The sequence below is a fragment of the Halalkalibacter oceani genome (assembly GCF_040544555.1).
Classification (GTDB): domain Bacteria; phylum Bacillota; class Bacilli; order Bacillales; family Bacillaceae_D; genus Halalkalibacter; species Halalkalibacter oceani.
This window is the reverse complement of sequence record NZ_JBEPKD010000019.1, coordinates 1-21742: the sequence shown is the minus strand read 5'-3', so window position 1 is coordinate 21742 and position 21742 is coordinate 1. Positions and strand designations below refer to the sequence as shown.

Genomic DNA, 21742 nt, shown 5'->3' with positions numbered 1-21742 from the left:
CACGATTTATGATTTTACGCTTTGCTGAAGCACAGCCTGCCGTTCGTTCCAGGTCATCGGCTCGCCATTTGGAATTTCGACCATCTCGATCGCCCCTTCGACCGGACAAACGATCGAGCAGAGGTTACAGCCGACGCAGTCCTCCTCGCGCACCTCCAAATATTTATTGCCATCAGGCGAGGTCAGCATATCAATGCATTGATGAGACGTATCTTCACAGGCAATATGGCATTTATTACAGTTAATACAGGTGTTGTTATTAATGCGCGCGACGACCTTGTAGTTGAGGTCGAGATTGCCCCAGTCTGAATACCGTTCGACTGATTTGGCGACAAGGCCTTCAACCGAAGAGATCTGCTTGCTGTCCAAATAATTGCTCAATCCGTCAATCATGTCCTCGACGATGCTGAAGCCGTGATGCATCGCCGCCGTACAAACTTGGACGCTGCCTGAACCCATCAGCATAAATTCAGCCGCATCCTTCCAGTTGGAAATGCCGCCGATGCCCGAAATCGGCACGTTGATTCGTGGATTGCGCGCGCATTCCGCGACCATGTTCAAGGCGATCGGCTTCACCGCCGGACCGCAGTAGCCGCCATGTGCCCCTTTTCCGCCGACATGCGGCACCGTATTCCACGTATCGAGATCGACACCGGCAAGACTGTTAATCGTATTAATCATGCTAATCGCGTCAGCGCCGCCCTGGACAGCCGCCTCCGCTGTCGCGGTAATATCGGTGATGTTTGGCGTCAGCTTAACGATGACCGGCGTTTGCGCGACTTCCTTCACCCAGTACGTCTGTTTTTCAACAAGCTCTGGCACCTGACCGGAGGCGGAGCCCATGCCACGTTCCGCCATGCCGTGCGGACAGCCGAAGTTCAGCTCCAGGCCGTCGACGCCGGCCGCTTCCGTCCGCTTAACAATTTCATGCCATTTTTCCTGTTCAGGCTCGACCATGAGCGAAGCAATCAAGGCGTGATTCGGGTACTTCTTTTTCGTCTCATAAATTTCCTCAAGATTGACTTCAAGCGGTCGGTCGGTAATCAATTCAATGTTATTAAAGCCGGCTACGCGCTGCCCGTTGAAATGCATTGCCGCAAACCGCGATGATACGTTAAGGATCGGATCACCGAGCGTTTTCCAGACAGCTCCTCCCCAGCCTGCTTCAAAGGCGCGCTGCACCTGATAGCCTGTGTTCGTCGGTGGAGCCGATGCGAGCCAAAACGGATTAGGCGCTTGAATCCCGGCAAAATTGATTTGTAAGTCAGCCATTGAATTACCTCCTGTCTTTCTCCATGTAGTTAAGCGCTTTCAATCGCTTTTTCTCCTAATTGTTTATGAATCGAATAGGCGGTCAGCTTCCCTTGCTGGGCTGCCGTCACAACCATTGCTTCTCCCTGACCATCACCGAAAATGACATCGCCTGCCGCGTAAACGTCCGGATCGGATGTCTGGTACGTCTCAAGATTCACCTTGACCGTTCCGTTGTGATGCTCCAGGCCGAATGCTTCAATTAGCTGGATATAGCGGGTTTGGCCGATCGCTTTAATGACCGCATCAACGTCAAGCGTAAATGTTGACCCTTCGATTGGCACCGGACGACGCCGCCCGGACGCATCCGCTTCCCCCAGCTCCATCCTGACGCATTGAAGCCCCGTTACTTTGCCGTTTTCGGTCACAATTTTTGTCGGCTGGGTCAGCCATCTGAATTCGACGCCATCCTGCTTCGCAAATTCATATTCAAATTCATACGCGCTCATTTCCGCTTCCGTCCGGCGATAGAGCATCTTCACATTGCCGGCACCGAGACGAACCGAACAGGTTGCGGCATCAATCGCCGTGTTTCCGGCACCGATAATCGCCACTTTTTTGCCGATAAACGACTCGTCAAGCGGCGGCGTTTTCGTGCTTTCCACAAATTCAATCGCGTCATAAACGCCATCCGCGTCCTCGCCTTCTATCCCAAGCATCGGCACCTTCGCCATTCCGATCGCCAGCACAACCGCATCATAGCCTTCCTTCATTTCTGTGGCGCTAATGTCCTTCCCGACAGTTGTGTTTGTCCGGATCTCGACACCGAGCTTTTCGACCTGCTCCACTTCCCAGAGCGAGACTTCCTGTGGCAAGCGGAAGGAAACGATCCCGTACGTGTCGAGCCCGCCCGCTTTTTCCTTCGCCTCAAAAATCGTCACCTGATAGCCGAGACGGGCCAGTTCGCGCGCCGCTGATAAGCCTGCCGGTCCGCCGCCGATAATCGCGACTTTCTTTCCATTGGCTCTGCCGGCTTTAAACAGCTGCTCGTTGTTTTTGATCGCCCAGTTTGTCGCATGACGCTGCAAGTTCCCGATCATAATCGGCAATGAGGCGTCATTCAGCACACAGGCCCCCTCACAAAGCTCCTCGGTCGGACAGACGCGGGCACAGCTGGCGCCGACAGGGTTTGCCTCCATGATCACCCTCGCGGAACCCTTCATATTGCCCGATGCGATCTTCTTGATGAAGGAAGGGATATTGATGTCGGTCGGACAGGCGGTAATACAGGGCGCGTCATAGCAATAGAGACAGCGGTTTGCTTCGTCCATTGCTTCCTTCTCTGTTAATGGCGGTTCAATTTCAGAAAAGTTAGCGCTCAAGTCCTGCAATGAAATCGTTTTGTTTTTCATTCTGTTCATATGCATGAAGAGCCCCTCCTTACTGTTGGTTATGCGGCTTCATATAGACCGTCTTATATTCCGTGTAAAAGTCGATTGCCGTGCTGCCGACCTCGCGCATCCCGCCGATTCCGGTCGCTTTGATTCCGCCAAACGGAAAATGCGGCTCGCTATAGGTCGATGGCATGTTGACATGAGTAAAGCCGGCTTCAATCCCGTTCACAAAACGCATCGCTTTTTCCATATCATTTGTGTATATCGTCGAGGACAGGCCGTATTCAACTTGATTGGCCCATTCTAGCGCCTGATTAAAGTTATCGGCCTCCATCACGCTGATCACCGGTCCGAAAATCTCCTCCTGGGCGATTGTCATTTCCGGCGTAATGCCGCGAAAAACCGTAGGGGCAATAAAGTAGCCATGAGCATAGTCTCCTTCCGTTAAGCGGCCGCCCCCTGTCACCAGCTGACCGTTTTCCCTCTTGCCGATTTCGATATAGGCAAGAATGCTTTCCATCGAGCCTTTGTCAATCACCGGCCCCATATCCGTCCCTTCATCGAGAGGATTGCCGACCTTCATCCGGCCGACGCGCTCCTTGAGCAGGGCGATGAATGACTCGGCGATCCCGGGAAGGACGATGACACGGCTCGTCGCCGTACAGCGCTGCCCACTTTCACCGAAGCCGCCGGCGATGACATGTTCCACGGCAAGAGTAAGATCCGCATCATTCAGGATGACAAACGGATTTTTCCCTCCCATTTCAGCCTGAAAGCGCGCGCCTCGTTTGGCGACAAGCTGATTGATGGCAAGTCCGATTTTGTTTGAGCCGGTAAAGCTGATCGCCTTAATATCCGGATGGGTGGCAATCGCGTTTCCTACCGTCGATCCGGGGCCGGTCACAAAATTGAGCACGCCTGCCGGGAGATTCACTTCCTGATACGCTTCGACAAGCTGGAGGCTGACGAGCGGCGTCTGGCTCGATGGCTTGAATACGACCGTGCAGCCACAAGTAAGCGCGGTCGCAATCTTCCAGGCGGCGATCGCAAGCGGAACATTCCACGGCGTAATCAGACCGACGACGCCAACAGGCTCACGCTTCGTATAGCCGATGACTTCCTTATCCCAGGAAGGAATCGTTTCGCCTTTCAGCCGCTCGGCTTCTCCTGCCAGAAAGCGCATGACCCGCACGGTTCTAATCACCTCAGCTTTCGCATCGGCATAGGATTTGCCGACCTCGATGATCAGCTGTTTAATGAATTCGTCGGTGCGCTCTTCAATGAGAGTGGCGGCTTTGGCGATATAGTGTCCGCGAACCGGGGCTGCTTCTGCGCTCCAGTCGGGCAATGCCTGTTTCGCCGCTGCCACCGCCGCTTCGACATCTTCCTCATTTGATTGCTGACAGACACCCAGCTCGATTCTCGTATCGGCCGGATTGATGACCGTAAATGTCTCACCAGAGTTTGATGGCAGCCATTCACGGCCGATCAGATTATGAAACGACTTCGTTTGCTGCTGTGTTCCCATCTAATCCCTCCAAGTTTCTTTTTCTATGTCATGCTTTTTGTTTTCTCTTCCTTTATGCAATCAGCCATCGCTTCACCTGCCTTTTAATTATCAAAATATTCTTACTAACCATACTATGTTATCAATATTTTTATGTCAATATTTTAATTGCATTAATTTATATTTTACATGTTATAATATCTTACAGATTTCATTTTTGATTTTTTTGTTGAATAATGGCGAAGGAATTCGTTCTTATGAGGCAAAATCAGCTGAAAAAGTGAAAATCGTCCTTTTTCAGTTGATTCGTTCTTATTGCCGTTTTAAAAGAATTAAGATGACCTTTTGAGACATCTCCATGTAAAATAGAAAGTATAGCGCTAAGAGGGAAAGGAATTCAGGTAAGGAAGTGAACGGATTGAAACGAGAAGAGATCGAAGAGGCCATTAGAGCAACCGAAGAACGGATGAAAGCGGATCAACAGACATTGGTCGAGCTGAAGGAACGACTGGAGATCGTCGTCTCTCAGGAGAAGGAGCGGCTTCATTATATTTCCTCGAAGGAAATCATCGATCTTATTTACAAACATACTGGCAAGAAAAATAATATGTCGACGATAAAGCGCTGGGCCGATGAAGGCTATTTGGGAACGGTGCTTGATGAAAAGGAGAAATTCTGGGCATTGCCGACAAAGCAGGGAAAGAAACGGTTCCTCTATCCGAAAGCCGACGTCTACAGCTTTCTTTTTGAAAAAGGCTATTTGCAGCCGCAATACAAGGTGCTTGATCGTGTTTCTGTCGAGGCAGATGGTCAGCCGCCTGAAGCGGGGATTGTCGTCTCTTCCCAGTTGTTGAAGACAGAGTTTATGTATACGATTCAATTGGAGTCGAGCTTTGCCCTGCTCAAGGATATTCCTGAAAATAAACTGAAGCCTTGTTAATCGGGAGGAATGGTTTAGATGAAGGTGAAAATCAAGCTGGAGAATACGACAAGCAATCAGGAGATCGCCAGACAAATACGCGATGCTAATGAACGGGCGCATAACCCGGTCAGCATTTCTTTTAATGAGACGTTAAGTGAAATTTATTTTGAAGGGGAGTACATTTCCATTCCGGAGGCGGACTGGTTTTCAGATGACATGCTCCTCGAAGGACAGGTAAAACAGAGCGAAGCCGGTCTGGAGATCCATCCAAAGGATAAAGGAAAAACCGTTAATATTCATTTCGATGCCGACCTCGTCGCCGAGCTGAATGAAATCAAACAGCATGTGAGGAACAAAACGCAGCACGAAATCGTCCTTGAGCTTTTCCGCAAAGGTCTCGATCAGTATAATAAGGAAAAAGACCAGAACAAGCCTTCTGACTAAGAGAGGAGCCGACAGATGGAAATCTACGCGCTTTACGGGAAAAGCGGAACCGGAAAAAGCACATCAGCGCTCTCCTTCGCCTACAGTCACGGCATTACGACGATCATCGATGATGGCCTGTTGATCCACAACGGCCGGAAAGCAGCCGGAACGTCGGCCAAATACGAAAAGACTTATATTACAGCGGTCAAACGAGCGATCTTTTTTTATGACGATCATGCCCGTGAAGTGCAGGAAGCGCTCCGCTCACTGGCGATTGATAAGCTTTTGCTTATTGGTACATCGAAAAAAATGGTGAACCGGATAGCCGATCAGCTTGAGCTGGGAACGATTGATCATTATTTTGCCGTTGAGGATGTCCGTTCCTCGAAGGAAATCAAAATGGCGCTTTACACAAGGCAAATGCAGGAGAAGCATGTGATCCCGCTGCCCTATAAAGAAGTGGAACAAAACATTTTCAAGCGGATTATGCAAAAGGGCAAGAAAATCTTTTTCCAGCAAAAAAAACTGATCGGCGAAACAACGATTATCCAGCCGAACTTTCAGGATGGAATGATTCACATCGACGATCAGGTGTTTAAACAAATTATCAGCAAAAGCTGCGAGTCGCTTGAAGTCGTTAAAAAATGCAGTCAGGTTGACATTCATATCGAACATTTACCTTGTATCAAAGTCCACCTGATTCTCCACTATTCCGCAGTTAAGCCGTTACGCAGCACCATCGCCGCGATTCAGCAGGCGATCTTCAATGATTTTTTATTTCATTTTCAAATCGAGCCGGCGACGATTGATGTCCATATCAAACAGCTCGACGTGGCTGGCTCTTGAACTGGCTCCTTCCACATGAAAAAGAGGCTGAACAAAAGGTTGTTTTTTACCTTTTGCTCCAGCCTCTAAGCAATGAGCGGAACCGCCACGATCTTTTAAAGCCCGTTGTGAGTGGGTTTCTCACAACGGGCTTGTGGCGTGTGAAGCCATTGCCAGTAGGTCCAAAGCTAGTTTTGTCTCAAGCCCTTTTTTCTTTATTCTTGCGTGTTGTCAGTGTTTTCGTCTTCCAATGGCAGACCTTCTTCAGGCTGCTCACCTTCATCGTCAGCCGCATCGGCTTCATTCTCATCCCCGTCTGCCGGCTGGTCTCCTTCAGCTGGTGCGTCTTCGGCTGGCTGCTCTTCTTCATCCTTGCTCGCAGCATCCTTGATCGCATCAATTGGCTGCTGGAAAATATCATTAGGATTAACAGCGACTCCATCCTGACGGATTTCAAAGTGGACATGGATACCAGCATCTTCATTATAGATGCTTCGTCCTGCTTCACCAAGAACATCCCCTTGCTGTACGATAGCTCCTTCTTCTACTTCCAATGAGCCCAAGCTGTGATAATGAGTGACAACGCCATCATCATGACTGATTTCGACGACATAGCCGAGCAATTCATCTTTATCGGCTCTTACCACCGTTCCGCTTAAAGAAGCGACAACCGGGAAGGCCTCTCCTTCCACATGGGCTAAGTCAATTCCTTTGTTTTGGTAATAGGTATTATTGTAGTAGACAAGGGCTTCTTGCTGTTCTTCTTCAGATGCGTTGACATCGTAAAATTGACCGACAATCGTTACATTTGCTTCTTCTTCAACAGGCATTCTGACAATTTCCTGGGACGATGTGACTTCAATCGCATTTTCCCCATATGGATTTGTTCCCTGCTCTCCCTCTGTCACTTCCATATTGTCTTCCGGCAATGCTGATTCATCCTGGCCTTGCAGGAAGAACACGGAGCTTAGTACTCCAGCTGCGGCAATTAAGTAAAGGGCAGGGACAACCCAGCGTTTCTTTAACAGACGTTGAATATTGATTTTCGCTTCAGATTTAGAAGAACGTTGATTTTCTTCTTTTTTCATTTCTCATCACCTCAGCAACCATTCTGTTCCGATTTGCCAAAATGTATACATCGGCGCGAGATTTTTTTTCATTTAGTATTCGACATTGTCATTTCTTTTATGTATGCGATTTTTGTTTTTTGCTTGAAAATAAGAAAGAGCCCCGAAAAGGTTTGTTTCACCTTTCGGGACCCTATCAAAACGCTGTCAGTCTGTTTATTCTTTTCTGGCAGTGAGTTTGGCGACATAAGGATCAAGCTCCTGAATATCAATACCCTGATAAAAGTGGCGGACAATTTCTTCATAGTTTCTGCCTTCCTTTGCCATCCCGTCGGCGCCGTATTGGCTCATCCCGACACCATGCCCCCAGCCTCTCGTCTGAATGACGACCTGATCCCCTTTCAGCTGCCACTGAAAGTCGGAGGAATCAAGCTCAAGCTTATCGCGTACCTCCCGACCGCTCAGCTCCTTATCTCCAATCACAACCTTCGCGACTCTTCCTCCGTCGGTTCGTTCCGCGATTGTGCCGATTTCGCTGTCACCGCTAAGTTGGACGTCAAGCTTTTGTTCAAATTCGGTCACCGGCATTTCCTTTTGCGCCGTAAAACGTGGAGACGTCTGATCCCACGGACTTGCGACGCTGCGTAAATAAGGAATCTCGTTTTGCCAGTAATCCTCAGAGTTTTCCGTATATCCATTACTCGTGGAAAAGAAAGAGGCTGTAATCGGCTCCCCTTCAAATGTCATCACCTGCCCCTGGGTGGCGTACACCGCTTCTTCAATCCGGGCTTTTTTCCATTCATACTCTTCGCCCCAGAGGCTTTTCAATTCTTCTTCATTATGGAACACCTGATGCATAACCGTATCGGTGACCATCGCTCCTTGCGGTACTTGGATGTCGGTAGGCTCGAGCATTTGCTTGATTATGTATGTTCTTGCTGTCAGCGCCTGGGCTTTTAACGCTTCGACTTCAAAATCAGCCGGCATTTCTGAGGAAACAACGCCGATCACATATTGCTCAAGCGGCAGTTCTTCGACTGTTTCGGTCTGACTGCGGTACACCTTGACCTTGATGTCTTCCCCTGGATCATATGACCAGGCTTTTTCTTCAGGCGCGGGACCGGCAGTGGTCTGAGCCTGCTGATCAGCCGGGCCCGAAGTGAGTTGTACGAGCATTGCTGGAATCATTAGAACAACCGTGCAAAGAATGGTTGCTGCAATCAGAAGTCGCTTCATCATGAACAGTCCTCCATTAGTATAGTTCCTTACATCATATGAAGGCTTGCCTGAAAATAGAACAAGAGCGTAAGACAAAAGGTGACTTTGCTTTTGTCTTACGCACGAAGCCGACGCCCTTCCGCGAATTAGCCAGATACATTCCACCATAAAAAAGTCTCAAAAAGGTGTCAGTTCCCTTTTGAGACTTTTTGGCTTAAACAAAATTCGTATTAAGTCGTAATGATGCCGGAGCTTCCATGTCTTCGATTCCAGTCTCAACGACTTCCTCGATCCGTTCCACATCTGCTCCAATCGATTGCAGCTTGGCAGCAAGGTTGACATAACCTCTGTCAATATGTTGTAATTCAGTAACCCGAGTGACGCCTTCCGCCACAAGGCCGGCTAAAATAAGGGCTGCTCCCGCTCGTAAGTCCGTCGCCGCAACTTCAGCGCCCTGAAGTTGATTCGGTCCTGTAATAATCGCTGAACGGCCTTCAATTTTAATGTTGCTGTTCATGCGACGAAACTCTTCCACATGCATATAACGGTTTTCAAACACTGTCTCCGTAATGACACTCGTGCCGTCAGCCTGCAAGAGCAGCGCCATCATTTGCGCCTGCATATCAGTGGGGAATCCAGGATGAGGCATTGTTTTAATATCGACCGGCTTTAATGTTTCCGGACCAATGACACGCAATCCATTCTCAACTTCCGTAATCGTGACGCCCATTTCCTCCATTTTGGCAATAAGCGGCCGAAGGTGCTCAGCTACAGCCCCTTCCACAACGAGGTCGCCCTTTGTGATCGCCGCTGCCACCATAAACGTACCTGCTTCAATTCGGTCAGGAATGACAGTATGTTCCGCTCCCTGCAATCCCTCGACACCTTCCACGCGAATGATACCCGTTCCGGCACCACGGACTTTCGCCCCCATCGCGTTTAAATAGTTCGCTAAACAGACAATTTCCGGCTCTTCCGCGGCATTTTCAATAATCGTCGTTCCTTCAGCCATCGTCGCAGCCATCATAATATTTTCCGTTGCGCCGACACTTGGGAAGTCGAGATAGATCTTTGCGCCTTGCAAACGTCCATCAACCTGGGCCTCAATAAAGCCTTTTCCAATTTCGACCTTTGCTCCCATCGCCTCAAAGCCTTTCAGGTGCTGGTCAATTGGACGGGAACCGATCGCACATCCACCTGGCAGGGCGATTCGCGCTTTCCCGACACGCGCCAATAATGGCCCCATCACAAGAAACGACGCTCTCATTTTCCGTACATATTCAAATGGAGCTTCTGTTTTCAGGACGCCTTCTGCATTAACCCGGAAGCTTCTATTTTCATATTCGACCTCAATATTTAAATTGCGTAATACTTCTCTCATCGTGTATACATCTGCTAATGATGGCACATCATAAATGTGGCTAGTGCCACGCTCAGCCAAAATCGAGGCAGCAATTACAGGGAGTACAGCATTCTTTGCGCCTTCTACCTTGATTTTGCCGTGCAGCTGATTGCCACCCCGGACAATAATTTTCTCCAACGTATTCCCCTCCGCGTCTAAATATATTCTCTTCTCTATCATCAATATTCAGTGGTAATAATAGGCGTTCCTAATGTTACTGTAGTTCTCGCGCCCAATCCTTGTTCCCGGATCGCGAGCTGGACATTCATTTCAAGTTCATTTGTTACAATTCCTGTTGGCCAATCGGGGTTATACGCTGACAGTGAAACAAAACTCTCTTCATTAAGAGCTTCAACCTTTTTTGCGCCAAGCTTTGTTACCCATGTTCGTGCCAATTGTTTGTTTGATACATTTCTGTCGTTGTGATCGTAAGCTTGAATTTGAACATATACATCAGATTGTGCGAGACCAAGCTGCTGAATTCTTTGTTCCACCAGATTCTGATGGCTTTCCAGATCTTCACCAGGATTGTTTGTTCCCTTGACCGCATACGTTAGTAAAGCAGTATGCTGATCTGCCTGACCGTCTTGGTAAGCGAAGAGCTGCACAGACTCCGTCATCTGCTGATTTGGGTCATGATATGTAAAAAGAGCCTTCCATTCCGAACCTTCGAGAGAAAGGGATTCTTTTTCCCAGCCGGATAGCTTCTTTTCCAACGATTGTGTTTTCGCGATGAACGCTTGTTTCGATACACTTCCAAGCTGATCCTCGCGCACACGAACCTGCCACTCATTGACAGCAAGCTGCTCATCTTCCGCAAATTGAAGCAGCTCCGTAAGCGGCTCAATAGATGCGTCATATGCCTCCGAGCTCTGTACATGCATATACCCCCATGCAGATAAAACAAAACCAATGACAACCCATCTCCAAAACGCCATATGCTTTTCTCCTCCCCCGAGAAAGTCTAATTACTACTCATTTTGACCATTGGGGAGTGATCCATACATGGAAGTTGTAGTCATCGCTCGACATCATTATTCCCATAAATACCTCAGCATCAGGGAAGAATTTAAATAGTCGAGGAAAAACTGGCTGACAAGGTGAGCAATGGCTATCGTGATAAGGATAACCAGCGCCTTCGCCTTTGGCCCTTCCGGATCCTTTACAAAAAGATCAAATCGAAAGGATTGTAATGCCCACCATGTAGCAGCTAAAAAAAAGATATTGACGACAATATGTATGACTGCTTGTTGACCAAATCCTTCTAGCACTGTCATTACTCCTTTTTGCTTTGATCTTCCTGCTGGATATAAAGCAATCCACCCTCCATAGTACCGGATATTTCTAAAAAAATCTACTGCTAAAACAAGTTTTCTTCGTGGTTGTTCGGACCTATTTTTTTTGATATTGTTCAACATTTGCTCACAAAAAGCGACATATTGTTTAATGAAGGGGAATAGCACGCACGTTTCACGTCAGCCGGGGATGATCCGCCCTGGCTGACTGCGACAAAAAAAGACCGATCCAATTTGGATCGGTCTTTTTTCTTTTATTTGCCTGCTACATCCAAACGGTTGACGGCACGCTTTAAAGCGAGTTCAGCCCGTTTAAAATCCACGGCATCATTTTGAGTTGAATGAATCCGTTTTTCTGCACGCTCTTTCGCTTGACGTGCACGTTCCACATCAATCCCTGAAGGCAACTCAGCAGCCTCTGCTAAAATTGTTACCTGGTCGGGACGAACTTCTACAAATCCGCCACTCACAGCTACTTTTTCAACAGTAGAGCCTTTTTTTAAGCGTACTGCTCCTACTGTTAATGGAGCAACCAACGGAATATGTCGAGGTAAGATACCGAGTTCGCCCTCTACTGTACGAACACTGACCATTTCGACATCGCCGTCATACACCTTGCCATCAGGAGTAACAACATTTACATGAATCGTCGACATGTGTAGACCCTCCCTACTAGCAATCCCGGGTTTGAAAAGTAAAGCTTATTACCTGAGCGGCCGCGCATTACGCAATGCAGGCCGGATCAAAGGGGATTAAGCCATTTCTTTTGCTTTTTCAACAACTTCCTCAATTCGTCCGACAAGACGGAACGCATCTTCAGGAAGATCATCATACTTTCCTTCGAGAATTTCTTTAAATCCTTTAATTGTCTCTTTTACCGGCACGTAAGAACCTGGCTGTCCAGTGAACTGCTCAGCGACGTGGAAGTTCTGAGACAGGAAGAATTGAATACGACGAGCACGTTGAACGACAAGCTTATCTTCTTCAGATAACTCGTCCATACCAAGAATCGCAATGATATCCTGTAGTTCTTTATACTTTTGAAGCGTAGATTGAACCTGACGCGCTACGTTGTAATGTTCTTCACCGACAATCTCTGGAGAAAGTGCACGTGATGTTGAAGCAAGCGGGTCCACAGCTGGATAAATCCCCATCTCAGACAGCTTACGCTCAAGGTTTGTTGTTGCATCCAAGTGGGCAAACGTCGTTGCCGGCGCTGGATCGGTATAGTCATCGGCTGGTACATAAATCGCTTGAATTGATGTAACGGAACCAACTTTTGTTGACGTAATCCGTTCTTGCAACTGACCCATTTCCGTAGCAAGTGTCGGCTGGTAACCAACGGCAGAAGGCATACGGCCAAGTAAAGCCGAAACCTCAGAACCGGCTTGTGTAAAGCGGAAGATGTTATCGATGAACAGAAGAACGTCCTGTCCGTCGCGATCACGGAAATGCTCAGCCATCGTCAAGCCTGAAAGGGCAACACGCATACGTGCACCAGGAGGCTCGTTCATTTGTCCGAAAACCATCGCCGTTTTCTTAATAACGCCGGAATCCGTCATTTCATGGTAAAGGTCATTCCCTTCACGCGTACGCTCTCCAACACCGGCAAATACAGAAATACCGCCGTGCTCTTGAGCGATGTTATTAATTAATTCCTGGATAAGAACTGTTTTCCCTACACCGGCTCCACCGAAGAGACCGATTTTACCACCTTTGATGTATGGGGCAAGCAAGTCAACAACTTTGATCCCTGTTTCAAGGATTTCCGTTGTTGTAGAAAGCTCTTCAAATTTTGGTGACTCACGGTGAATTGGATCACGCTTCGCATCTGCAGGAATCGGCTCATCAAGGTCAATTGTTTCTCCAAGAACATTGAAAACCCGACCAAGCGTTACTTCACCAACCGGTACTGAGATTGGCGCACCTGTATCAACAGCGGCTGTACCACGTACAAGACCGTCTGTAGAATCCATCGCTACCGTACGAACTGAATTGTCCCCAAGATGTAACGCTACTTCAAGGGTAACATTGACATCAACAGCATTTTGTCCAGAGGCCGATTGACGGACCACTAATGCATTGTTGATTTCAGGCAGCTGGCCGTCATCGAACTTCACATCGACAACCGGACCCATTACTTGTGTAATACGACCTGTATTCATGTTTTCCTATCCCTCCTATATAACTATATTCAGCTGTTATCGTTCAATCAATCATGTCTACTCCGTTAAGAGACAGGCATTTCTCTGTATGTCAGTTAGCAGCGCCTTCCCGAAAAGACGCCGCCGTCATCCGATCTTTATTCAAGCGCCGCCGCGCCGCCGACGATCTCGGTGATTTCCTGCGTAATCGCCGCTTGACGCGCACGGTTATAGGATAATGTCAACTCATCGATAAGAGATGTCGCATTGTCTGTTGCTGCGCTCATCGCTGTCATCCGCGCGCCGAACTCACTCGCTTTCGCATCAAGTAAGGCGCCGAAAATCAAGCTCTCAGCATATTGCGGCAACAGGCGCTCTAAAATGGCCTGCTCAGACGGTTCATATTCATATGTGCTCGTAGCAGCCGTTTCAGCCAAATCCGTTAACGGTAAAAGCTTCTTCTCAGTCACATCTTGCGTAATCGGACTGACAAAGTGGTTGTACCAAAGATATAATTCATCAAATACGCCATCTGAGAACATATCAACCGTATTTTTGGCAATCGTTTTGATGTCGTGAAACTCAGGCTGATCGGCCAGCCCGACAATTTCCTGAACGATCGGCAGGTTACGCTTTTTAAACAAATCACGTCCGATACGCCCCATCACCACAATCGCATATTCATCGGTTGAGGAGTGGCGTTGCTTGATCGTTTCCATAAGCTCACGAATCAGACTGGCATTATAGCCGCCCGCTAACCCGCGGTCAGAAGTAATCACCACATAGCCTGTCTTTTTTACCGGACGTTCTTCCAGCATCGGGTGAGAGACCTGAGTTCCAGAAGCGGCAATACTCGCCACCACTTCACGGATTTTCTCTGTATAAGGCAGAAAAGACTGCGCATTGTTTTGCGCGCGGTTTAACTTGGCAGCCGATACCATTTGCATCGCCTTCGTAATCTGCTTCGTCTTCTTCGTTGACGTAATCCGTGCTTTTATATCTCGCAATGAAGCCATTTTATTTCACCACCTTTTTGAAGGTTCCAAGCATTAGTTGCTTGATACGTTAAACCCTTTTTTGAACTCTTCGATCGCCGCTTTGAACTCTGCGTCGTCAGGCAGGTTGCCTGTAGTACGAATACCTTCAAGCAGCTCTTTCTTATTATGTTCAAGGAATGTAAGCAATTCCGCTTCGAAGCGGCGTACATCCTGAAGTGGAATATCATCCAAGAATCCTTTTGTTAACGCATAAATACTTGCAACTTGCTTTTCAACCGGTAAAGGCTGGTGAAGATCCTGCTTCAAAATTTCAACCGTACGTTGCCCACGGTTCAGCTTCGCCTGTGTTGCGCGATCCAAATCAGAACCAAATTGAGCAAATGCTTCAAGCTCACGGTAAGCAGCGAGGTCAAGACGCAACGTACCGGAAACTTTCTTCATCGCTTTAATTTGCGCTGAACCCCCTACCCGGGAAACCGATAGACCGGCGTTAACCGCTGGACGTACACCGGAATAGAAAAGGTCGGATTGAAGGAAAATCTGTCCGTCTGTAATCGAAATAACGTTTGTTGGAATGTATGCTGAAACGTCACCTGCTTGTGTCTCAATGAAAGGAAGCGCTGTAATCGAGCCGCCACCCTTGGCATCACTGAGCTTTGCAGCACGTTCAAGTAAACGGGAGTGTAAGTAGAACACATCCCCTGGGAATGCTTCACGACCTGGAGGACGACGCAGCAATAATGAAAGCTCACGATAAGCAGATGCCTGCTTCGTCAAGTCATCATAGATCACAAGAACATGTTTGCCGTTGTACATGAACTCTTCACCCATCGAAACCCCTGCATATGGTGCGAGGAAGAGCAAAGGAGCCGGATCAGAAGCACCCGCCGATACAATGATCGTATAATCAAGTGCACCGCGCTGACGCAATGTTTCCACAACGCCGGAAACCGTTGATTCCTTTTGACCGATGGCGACATAAATACAAATCATGTCTTCATCTTTTTGATTCAAAATTGTGTCAATCGCAATCGCTGTTTTACCCGTTTGACGGTCACCGATAATCAATTCACGTTGCCCACGACCGATTGGAATCATTGTATCAATCGCCTTGATTCCTGTTTGAAGCGGCTCATGTACGGATTTACGATCCATAACACCTGGTGCTTTGCTTTCAATTGGACGAGTCTTTGATGTCGCGATTGGGCCAAGTCCGTCAATCGGCTGTCCTAATGGATTGACAACACGTCCTAATAATTCTTCCCCTACCGGAACTTCCATGATGCGACCAGTACGTTTTACTTCGTCACCTTCACGAATTTCCTTGTAAGGTCCAAGGATAATAATCCCGACACTGTTCTCCTCAAGGTTCTGAGCCATCCCCATTACCCCGTTTGAGAATTCAAGCAGCTCACCGGCCATAACATTTTCAAGGCCATGAGCAAGAGCGATACCATCACCAACACGGATAACCGTACCTACCTCTTGTACTTGAACTTCAGATTGAAAGTTTTCAATCTGCTGCTTTATAAGAGAGCTAATTTCCTCTGGTTTGATGCTCATATTCATTCACCCCTATCTTCTACTAGCGTGTTCCGGTACTAAGCTCGCGCTCGATACGGTCAAGCTGTGCTTTAACACTACCGTCAAAAATACGGTCCCCGATGCGGACCTTAATGCCACCAATCAAATCTTGATTGACAATATTCTTCACGACAAGATTGGCTTTGCCTACCTTGCCTGCAAATACGTTAGCCACCTGCTGCTCATCCTGCTCCGTCAGCGGCTTGGCTGAATAAACAACGGCTTCCGCCATATTTTGAGCCTCATAAGCCAAGGCTTGAAATGTTGTAATCATTGGTACGAGAATATCAATCCGCTTCCGGTCAATAAGGAGAAAGAACGTATGTAAGCTCGTTTCGCTTATTGCATCTCCAAAGCTCTTCTGAATGAATTCTCTCTTTTGTGCATCGCTGATCTTCGGATGATTTAAAACCCGTCCAAGTTCAGGCGTTGATTCATACACTCTCTTCGCCAGTTCCAGTTCACTGCTCACTGTTTGAAGAATGTTCTTTTCCTGTGCAAGCTCAAATAGGGCTTGTGCATAGCGATTGGCTGCTATTTGATTGCTCATAGCTCCTCGCCTACCTCTTTAAGATACTCCTGCACAAGTTTCTCCTGCTCCTTCGCATCGAGTTCCTTTTCAATTACTTTTGTCGCAATTAAAACGGAAAGGCTTGCCACCTGTTCACGAAGAGAAGCAACGGCTTGTTCTTTTTCACGTTGGATTTCTGCAAGAGCAGAGTCCTTGACGCGCTCAGCATTTTCTCTCGCCTGCTGGATAATATCCTGAGCCTGCTGCTCGCTCAGCTTCTTCGCCTGCTCAATAATCTGCTGCGCCTCAACACGAGCCTTTTCTAGCTCCTTGCGCTGTTCATTAATAAAAGCATCTGCTTCTTTACGAGTCTTTTCAGCAGAATCAATTTGTTCATTGACAAGCTGCTCACGTTTTTCCATGATGCCCATAAGCGGCTTAAGAGCAAATTTATTTAATAATAGCAGCAATGCTACGAATGCTACTAGCTGATAAAGCGCTGATCCCCAGTTGATTGAATCCACTTCATTCACTCCTTTCTTCGTTATGAAGATTAAAAAGGATAATCTCTATGAATACTTCCTGTGATAAGTTACGTTTGACATTGACAACAAGCCACATAAGGAATGGCGAAGGTTCGCTTGAACGCTATCGCCATTTTGCTTATGAGAGCTTGTACGATCCTCATTATTATTGGAACAATAATAGGAAAGAAATAACGATCGCGATGATCGGCACGGCTTCGGCAAGTGGTACACCAATGAACATAAGTGTTTGTAGAGTTCCGCGAAGTTCAGGTTGACGTGTTACCCCTTGAATCGTTGCGGCTACGATAAGTGCTACGGCAATCCCTCCACCAATTGCTGCTAAACCTGCTGCAATACCAGCTGCTAATAAAGACATAGACATAATCTAACTTCCTCCTTAGTAATTTATGAAATAGTAAATTTATACAATGTCCGAAAAAAGGACGGTGTTCACTTAATGATGCTCAACTTTGTGAGCCATATAAACCATGGCGAGCATGGCAAAAATATACGCCTGGATCGATCCGATAAAAATACCGAATGCCTGCCAAGCCATAAGCGGTAAAAACGCCCCGAAAACCCCAAACAAGCTTGATGTCCCCACCGTTACGAGTAACACCATCAGGATTTCCTTCGCATAAACGTTACCAAACAGACGCATGCCGAGCGTTAACGTATTTGCAAACTCTTCAATGATTTTGAACGGCAGCAAAAATGGAACCGGGCGGATATAATCTTTCAAATACTCCCCGAGTCCTCTGATTTTGATCCCGTAGTAATGAGTCAGTACGACAACTAGTACCGCCATCGTCAACGTTAATACCGGGTCAGAGGTAGGCGATTTCCACCATACTTCATGCGTTGAAGGGTTATAAAGCTCAAACGGCATCCCAAGCATGTTGGCGACGAAGGTGTAGAATAACAAGGTAAAGGCCAGTGCGATAAACTGTCCCCCGACTTTCCAATCCATGTTAGCCTTAATAATGCCTCTGACAAAATCAATCATCCATTCCAGGAAGTTCTGCAGACCTGACGGACGCATTGACAAGCGGCGTGTTCCAATGAAACAGATAAGAAAAACAATTATGCAGGCGACCGTTGTCATTAGGACAGTCGACATATTAAAATCTAATCCGAAATAAGTTCGAATCGGAGCTTCATGATCCATATCTTTCACCTCTTTCTTATAAATTGGATAATCATGTCAATAAGTAAAATTATATAGATCAGGGAAAACCCTGTAATGACTGAAAGGAGATGAATATACGCAGGATAGGCAATCGCCAGCCAAACGGCACACAAGGCTATTGCTGTCCGTACGACAAACCCTGAACCTGCCCAGATGAATGAGAAGGCGGATTTATTTTTTACATTTGCAGCACGTCCAACAATTTTTGTCTTATAATAGATTGTCCAAAGATTGATGAAACCAAAGGTAAGGCCAATAAAAAAACCAAGGGAATAGCTTTGTAACGGAGTTAGTAGGAAGATGAGAAGTGTACTTATTCCAATCAACGCAACAACAACTGAATAATGCTTCATTTTCTCTTCGAACAGTATCATTTCTTAGCATCGTCTCCTAAAAAAGGCTGGATTGTGCGATAAGTTCCATAAAGTCCAGTTGCAAGCCCTAATAGAAGAAAACTAATCAGGAATAAAGGTTGTGTACTAAATTTGGAATCCAGCCATATGCCAAAAAAAACTCCACCTATTACGCCGCCTACAATATAAGAGGATATTATAGAAACAAGCACCATAGCTCTCCATGGGCTGCGTTTATGATCAGGCATCAGCTTGCCCCCTCAAAACCTTTAAGCTCTTTTAAAGAACGAACCTACCCTATGTACTGTAACCCTTACCATTTTATCCTTTGTAATCTTACAATAGGGATAACCTCATGTCAATGTGTTTTACTATTAAATCAATAGAGATTATCCCACTTCTTTTTTGCGTTCACACATCTGTCAAAAACAACAGCCACAAGACCTGCTTTATTACATTAGTTTGGTAAAGCAGGTCTAAATTGGGCCTCTGTACCCTGTTTTTCAGGGGGAGGATATTCCCCCACCGTAATCAGAGCTTCAATCGTGTCTTCCTTACCATCCTGCTTGGCGTAGACGAGCGCTTTATAGGTTCCATCTTCCAGATCAAGCTCCTTCCATTCCCCTCCCGTCATGCCACGTCCGACATTGTGCTTGACGTCAAGGAAACGGATAAACTCGAACGTATCCGGATCATAAAGGGCGATGCCGACCTCTTCGGCTCCTCCCGGCAAATACAGCTCGTAGCGGTATTCTCCCGGCGCATCTCCCGGTGCAAAGCTGAAGGCCATGACGCGCGGATAATCAGGCTCCTCAATAAAAAAGACATACGGCACAACAATGTCCTCTTCGCCGCCTTCCACAACAATGTCCCCGTGATGAATGCCCTCTTCAAGTACGGCTGGAAAAAGATCAAGCTGAATCGTCACCTCTTCCTTTTCTCCGGGGGCAAGCGTTACCGCATAAGGGACCTCCCACTGCAACCCGTCAGGCGCTTCAAATGGCGGATTAATGTGATAGGTGTTTGTCCGTCTGCCGACGTTTTCAACGGTGAAACTGACCTGGCGCTTTTCACGCGGGTCATCTTTCGACCATTTTCCGAACGTTAACGCGCCGGGGTAAGCAAGCGTCGTCGTTTCAACCGCCTTGTCGACCTGAAGACGTCCGGCTCCCTGTTCATACGGCAAATAAGGCTCTCCCTCCTTTGTGACGAGTTTTTTTGCACTGTTCATTAATGCCGCCTTGATTTGCTCCGGCGTCCAGTCAGGGTGGGCCTGCTTCACGAGAGCTGCCGCTCCAGCCACATGCGGAGCCGACATGCTCGTCCCGTTCAACCCGAGGTAGCCGTTCGGGACAGTACTGTCAATCGCCACTCCCGGCGCGACCAGGTCCGGCTTCACCTCCCATGTCTGGGTGACCGGCCCCCTTGAACTGAACGGCGCGATAAAATCCTCCTCATGGCGGTAAATCGTCCGGATGTGAAGAGAGTCTCCTTCTTTCTCCACCTGCTCTTTCAACCATTCTCCATCTTCCTTTGAAATGCTGACAACCGGCAGCTTGACGCCAACCTGTGTGACGCCGACAAAGTCGCCCGGGAGATTATTGTAAATAATCGCCGCTTTTGCACCCGCCGCCAAAGCGGCCTGCGCTTTTTCCGCGAAAGGGATCATCCCCCGTTTGATTAAGGCAATCTTCCCTTGAACGTCACTATTTTTCCAATCTTCTTCTAATCCATATCCGACATCAACCATCGGGGCATCCCGCTTTAATTCCCACGGAAGCGTTCCTCCTAATGGATAAAGCGTAACTTCCCGCTCCTGCCCCGCCACCGTCACATAAGGGGTTTGAATCGGTGGAGCCGAAGCGCCGACGGAGATCGCTTTCGTTGAAGTGCCGGGCGAACCGACCGTCCACATATTCGGTCCACTGTTGCCATTCGAGGTTACCGCGACGATCCCGGCCTCGACCGCCTTATCAAGCGCCACGCTTGTCGGCCAGTCCGGTCCATTCACGGTATTTCCCAGGGAAAGATTAATGACATCAACACCATCAGCGACCGCTTTTTCAATCGCTTCAATTACTTGCTCCGTTGTCCCCTGGCCTCCCGGACCAAGCGCGCGGTAAGCATAAATTTCGGCTTCGGGCGCTACACCCTTCACCTGCCCATTGGCCGCGATAATGCCGGCGACATGCGTGCCGTGCAGCGTCGGAGCTCCCTGAGAGGAAATCGTCTCCATCGGGTCATTATCATAATCGACGACATCGTAGCCGCCTTTATAATTTCGCTTTAAATCAGGATGACGGTAGTCAATTCCTGTATCAATGACAGCAACCTTGATCCCTTTTCCGGTCAAACGATCCCCATTGCGATCGAGCGACCCCCGCACCTGATCACCGCCGATAAACGGCACGCTGCCATCCAGCTCCGCCTCGTATTGAACGACCGGATCAACGCGTTCAATTTCGTTGATTTGCCGCAGCAGCTCGACTTCACTTTCAAGAACCTCGACCGAGAACCCGTTCAACACTTCAGAAAAAGTCTTTCTTATTTCACAGGTTGAACATTGGGCCATCACTTCAGCAGCTGCATGATCAACATCCTCCGCGGCTGTTACAATAACGATTACTTTCTCTGCCGCTGGAAAGCCTGGGTAGCCAGCAGCTTGTGCTCCATTTAAGCCAAGTACACAAATGACAACACCAGCCCAAAGCCAGCTCAATACCTTACTCATACGAATCCCCTTTCTTTCCTGCATATGTTATGTAGTATGAGCAAGACATTGAAATCCATGTATAAGAAAAAAGCGTTGCGGCTTTTCTTAGAAGCGGCGTGCGGAGCCGTTACAATCGTTTAAGGGTAGCTGAAAGCGGGGTTCTTTCAGCCATCCGCGTAACGCGCGAAGCCGACGCCCCGCCTCGAATCATCCCGAAAATTTTTATACTTCCTTATCTTTTAGGAAAAACCGCCCAGTCGCTTTTCCCCTCTGACTTAAACTGCTATGGCTCCTCTCTCTGCTCACTGTCCGACAAACCCCTTCGGACTGTTTTTTGGGCAGAGGTTCCGCTCATAGCAATACCCCTGAAAAAGGGTAATGCGCCTTTTTTCGATTAAGCTGCTATGGCTCCTCTC

22 protein-coding genes are annotated in these 21742 nt (G+C 47.8%); 3 read left to right on the top strand and 19 right to left on the bottom strand.

Annotation, left to right across the window (positions count from 1 at the left end; all coding sequences use genetic code 11):
• Positions 1 to 6 precede the first annotated feature (6 nt).
• From preA to ABMB67_RS17190, 3 genes are read right to left on the bottom strand one after another with little or no spacing between them, the layout of a single operon-like run.
• Positions 7 to 1272 (bottom strand): NAD-dependent dihydropyrimidine dehydrogenase subunit PreA, encoded by a 1266-nt coding sequence (gene preA / locus ABMB67_RS17200; RefSeq protein ID WP_354572834.1) that lies wholly within the window; start codon positions 1270 to 1272, stop codon positions 7 to 9.
• Positions 1273 to 1301: 29 nt separating this feature from the next.
• Positions 1302 to 2672: an NAD(P)-dependent oxidoreductase gene (locus ABMB67_RS17195; RefSeq protein ID WP_390189098.1), complete on the bottom strand. Its 1371-nt coding sequence runs from the start codon at positions 2670 to 2672 to the stop codon at positions 1302 to 1304.
• Positions 2673 to 2691: 19 nt separating this feature from the next.
• Complete coding sequence (locus ABMB67_RS17190; RefSeq protein WP_354572833.1) at positions 2692 to 4173, bottom strand: aldehyde dehydrogenase family protein; 1482 nt, start codon at positions 4171 to 4173, stop codon at positions 2692 to 2694.
• 397 nt (positions 4174 to 4570) lie between these two features.
• Here ABMB67_RS17190 and ABMB67_RS17185 point away from each other — a divergent pair, with 397 nt between their 5' ends.
• The 3 genes from ABMB67_RS17185 to ABMB67_RS17175 are packed head-to-tail and all read left to right on the top strand — an operon-like array spanning position 4571 to position 6346.
• Positions 4571 to 5092, top strand: coding sequence for a hypothetical protein (locus tag ABMB67_RS17185; RefSeq protein ID WP_251223084.1), 522 nt, complete (start codon positions 4571 to 4573; stop codon positions 5090 to 5092).
• A gap of 18 nt (positions 5093 to 5110) precedes the next feature.
• On the top strand, positions 5111 to 5518 hold the full coding sequence (locus tag ABMB67_RS17180; RefSeq protein ID WP_354572832.1) for a hypothetical protein: 408 nt from the start codon (positions 5111 to 5113) through the stop codon (positions 5516 to 5518).
• A 15-nt stretch (positions 5519 to 5533) separates the two neighbouring features.
• Positions 5534 to 6346 carry a P-loop NTPase family protein gene (locus tag ABMB67_RS17175; protein WP_354572831.1) on the top strand — a complete coding sequence of 271 codons (813 nt, stop codon included), beginning with the start codon at positions 5534 to 5536 and terminating at the stop codon, positions 6344 to 6346.
• A 194-nt stretch (positions 6347 to 6540) separates the two neighbouring features.
• Here the strand turns inward: ABMB67_RS17175 and spoIIQ are convergent, their stop codons facing one another.
• The 16 genes from spoIIQ to ABMB67_RS17095 form a co-directional block, all read right to left on the bottom strand.
• The gene (spoIIQ, locus tag ABMB67_RS17170; RefSeq protein WP_251223081.1) at positions 6541 to 7413 is read right to left on the bottom strand and encodes a stage II sporulation protein SpoIIQ; all 873 of its coding nucleotides are present in this window, start codon (positions 7411 to 7413) and stop codon (positions 6541 to 6543) included.
• 195 nt (positions 7414 to 7608) lie between these two features.
• The gene (gene spoIID / locus ABMB67_RS17165; RefSeq protein WP_390189100.1) at positions 7609 to 8628 is read right to left on the bottom strand and encodes a stage II sporulation protein D; all 1020 of its coding nucleotides are present in this window, start codon (positions 8626 to 8628) and stop codon (positions 7609 to 7611) included.
• Positions 8629 to 8824: 196 nt separating this feature from the next.
• On the bottom strand, positions 8825 to 10150 hold the full coding sequence (gene murA, locus ABMB67_RS17160) for a UDP-N-acetylglucosamine 1-carboxyvinyltransferase (RefSeq protein WP_354572829.1): 1326 nt from the start codon (positions 10148 to 10150) through the stop codon (positions 8825 to 8827).
• A gap of 41 nt (positions 10151 to 10191) precedes the next feature.
• On the bottom strand, positions 10192 to 10950 hold the full coding sequence (locus ABMB67_RS17155) for a YwmB family TATA-box binding protein (protein ID WP_354572828.1): 759 nt from the start codon (positions 10948 to 10950) through the stop codon (positions 10192 to 10194).
• 96 nt (positions 10951 to 11046) lie between these two features.
• The gene (locus ABMB67_RS17150) at positions 11047 to 11283 is read right to left on the bottom strand and encodes a DUF1146 family protein (protein WP_251192869.1); all 237 of its coding nucleotides are present in this window, start codon (positions 11281 to 11283) and stop codon (positions 11047 to 11049) included.
• A 278-nt stretch (positions 11284 to 11561) separates the two neighbouring features.
• On the bottom strand, positions 11562 to 11963 hold the full coding sequence (locus ABMB67_RS17145; RefSeq protein WP_251223078.1) for a F0F1 ATP synthase subunit epsilon: 402 nt from the start codon (positions 11961 to 11963) through the stop codon (positions 11562 to 11564).
• A gap of 96 nt (positions 11964 to 12059) precedes the next feature.
• Positions 12060 to 13472, bottom strand: coding sequence for a F0F1 ATP synthase subunit beta (atpD, locus tag ABMB67_RS17140; protein ID WP_251223077.1), 1413 nt, complete (start codon positions 13470 to 13472; stop codon positions 12060 to 12062).
• 137 nt (positions 13473 to 13609) lie between these two features.
• Positions 13610 to 14467 (bottom strand): ATP synthase F1 subunit gamma, encoded by an 858-nt coding sequence (gene atpG, locus ABMB67_RS17135; protein WP_251223076.1) that lies wholly within the window; start codon positions 14465 to 14467, stop codon positions 13610 to 13612.
• Between the two features lie 33 nt (positions 14468 to 14500).
• On the bottom strand, positions 14501 to 16012 hold the full coding sequence (atpA, locus tag ABMB67_RS17130) for a F0F1 ATP synthase subunit alpha (protein ID WP_251223075.1): 1512 nt from the start codon (positions 16010 to 16012) through the stop codon (positions 14501 to 14503).
• Between the two features lie 22 nt (positions 16013 to 16034).
• Positions 16035 to 16583: a F0F1 ATP synthase subunit delta gene (locus ABMB67_RS17125; protein ID WP_251223074.1), complete on the bottom strand. Its 549-nt coding sequence runs from the start codon at positions 16581 to 16583 to the stop codon at positions 16035 to 16037.
• On the bottom strand, positions 16580 to 17068 hold the full coding sequence (atpF, locus tag ABMB67_RS17120) for a F0F1 ATP synthase subunit B (protein ID WP_251223073.1): 489 nt from the start codon (positions 17066 to 17068) through the stop codon (positions 16580 to 16582). Before atpF ends, ABMB67_RS17125 begins: the two co-directional genes overlap by 4 nt.
• Before the next feature lie 166 nt (positions 17069 to 17234).
• Positions 17235 to 17447 (bottom strand): F0F1 ATP synthase subunit C, encoded by a 213-nt coding sequence (gene atpE, locus ABMB67_RS17115; protein ID WP_285890361.1) that lies wholly within the window; start codon positions 17445 to 17447, stop codon positions 17235 to 17237.
• A gap of 78 nt (positions 17448 to 17525) precedes the next feature.
• A complete protein-coding gene (atpB, locus tag ABMB67_RS17110; RefSeq protein ID WP_251223071.1) occupies positions 17526 to 18239 on the bottom strand; it encodes a F0F1 ATP synthase subunit A in 714 nt (237 codons plus the stop codon).
• Positions 18240 to 18244: 5 nt separating this feature from the next.
• Positions 18245 to 18634: an ATP synthase subunit I gene (locus ABMB67_RS17105; protein ID WP_251223070.1), complete on the bottom strand. Its 390-nt coding sequence runs from the start codon at positions 18632 to 18634 to the stop codon at positions 18245 to 18247.
• Positions 18631 to 18861 (bottom strand): AtpZ/AtpI family protein, encoded by a 231-nt coding sequence (locus ABMB67_RS17100; protein ID WP_354572827.1) that lies wholly within the window; start codon positions 18859 to 18861, stop codon positions 18631 to 18633. The genes ABMB67_RS17105 and ABMB67_RS17100 overlap by 4 nt, the downstream gene beginning before the upstream one ends.
• Positions 18862 to 19070: 209 nt before the next feature.
• The gene (locus ABMB67_RS17095; RefSeq protein ID WP_285890354.1) at positions 19071 to 21344 is read right to left on the bottom strand and encodes a S8 family serine peptidase; all 2274 of its coding nucleotides are present in this window, start codon (positions 21342 to 21344) and stop codon (positions 19071 to 19073) included.
• Positions 21345 to 21742: the final 398 nt, after the last annotated feature.

What these genes read in the sequence shown, in the direction of transcription:
- ABMB67_RS17125 (WP_251223074.1), bottom strand. Translation starts at nt 16,583, where the DNA reads ATGAGCAATCAAATAGCAGCCAATCGCTATGCACAAGCCCTATTTGAG.
- ABMB67_RS17195 (WP_390189098.1), bottom strand. Translation starts at nt 2,672, where the DNA reads ATGAACAGAATGAAAAACAAAACGATTTCATTGCAGGACTTGAGCGCT.
- spoIID (WP_390189100.1), bottom strand. Translation starts at nt 8,628, where the DNA reads ATGAAGCGACTTCTGATTGCAGCAACCATTCTTTGCACGGTTGTTCTA.
- ABMB67_RS17105 (WP_251223070.1), bottom strand. Translation starts at nt 18,634, where the DNA reads ATGATACTGTTCGAAGAGAAAATGAAGCATTATTCAGTTGTTGTTGCG.
- ABMB67_RS17175 (WP_354572831.1), top strand. Translation starts at nt 5,534, where the DNA reads ATGGAAATCTACGCGCTTTACGGGAAAAGCGGAACCGGAAAAAGCACA.
- preA (WP_354572834.1), bottom strand. Translation starts at nt 1,272, where the DNA reads ATGGCTGACTTACAAATCAATTTTGCCGGGATTCAAGCGCCTAATCCG.
- atpD (WP_251223077.1), bottom strand. Translation starts at nt 13,472, where the DNA reads ATGAATACAGGTCGTATTACACAAGTAATGGGTCCGGTTGTCGATGTG.
- ABMB67_RS17145 (WP_251223078.1), bottom strand. Translation starts at nt 11,963, where the DNA reads ATGTCGACGATTCATGTAAATGTTGTTACTCCTGATGGCAAGGTGTAT.
- atpG (WP_251223076.1), bottom strand. Translation starts at nt 14,467, where the DNA reads ATGGCTTCATTGCGAGATATAAAAGCACGGATTACGTCAACGAAGAAG.
- ABMB67_RS17095 (WP_285890354.1), bottom strand. Translation starts at nt 21,344, where the DNA reads ATGAGTAAGGTATTGAGCTGGCTTTGGGCTGGTGTTGTCATTTGTGTA.
- ABMB67_RS17180 (WP_354572832.1), top strand. Translation starts at nt 5,111, where the DNA reads ATGAAGGTGAAAATCAAGCTGGAGAATACGACAAGCAATCAGGAGATC.
- atpB (WP_251223071.1), bottom strand. Translation starts at nt 18,239, where the DNA reads ATGGATCATGAAGCTCCGATTCGAACTTATTTCGGATTAGATTTTAAT.
- atpE (WP_285890361.1), bottom strand. Translation starts at nt 17,447, where the DNA reads ATGTCTTTATTAGCAGCTGGTATTGCAGCAGGTTTAGCAGCAATTGGT.
- atpA (WP_251223075.1), bottom strand. Translation starts at nt 16,012, where the DNA reads ATGAGCATCAAACCAGAGGAAATTAGCTCTCTTATAAAGCAGCAGATT.
- ABMB67_RS17190 (WP_354572833.1), bottom strand. Translation starts at nt 4,173, where the DNA reads ATGGGAACACAGCAGCAAACGAAGTCGTTTCATAATCTGATCGGCCGT.
- ABMB67_RS17100 (WP_354572827.1), bottom strand. Translation starts at nt 18,861, where the DNA reads ATGCCTGATCATAAACGCAGCCCATGGAGAGCTATGGTGCTTGTTTCT.
- ABMB67_RS17155 (WP_354572828.1), bottom strand. Translation starts at nt 10,950, where the DNA reads ATGGCGTTTTGGAGATGGGTTGTCATTGGTTTTGTTTTATCTGCATGG.
- spoIIQ (WP_251223081.1), bottom strand. Translation starts at nt 7,413, where the DNA reads ATGAAAAAAGAAGAAAATCAACGTTCTTCTAAATCTGAAGCGAAAATC.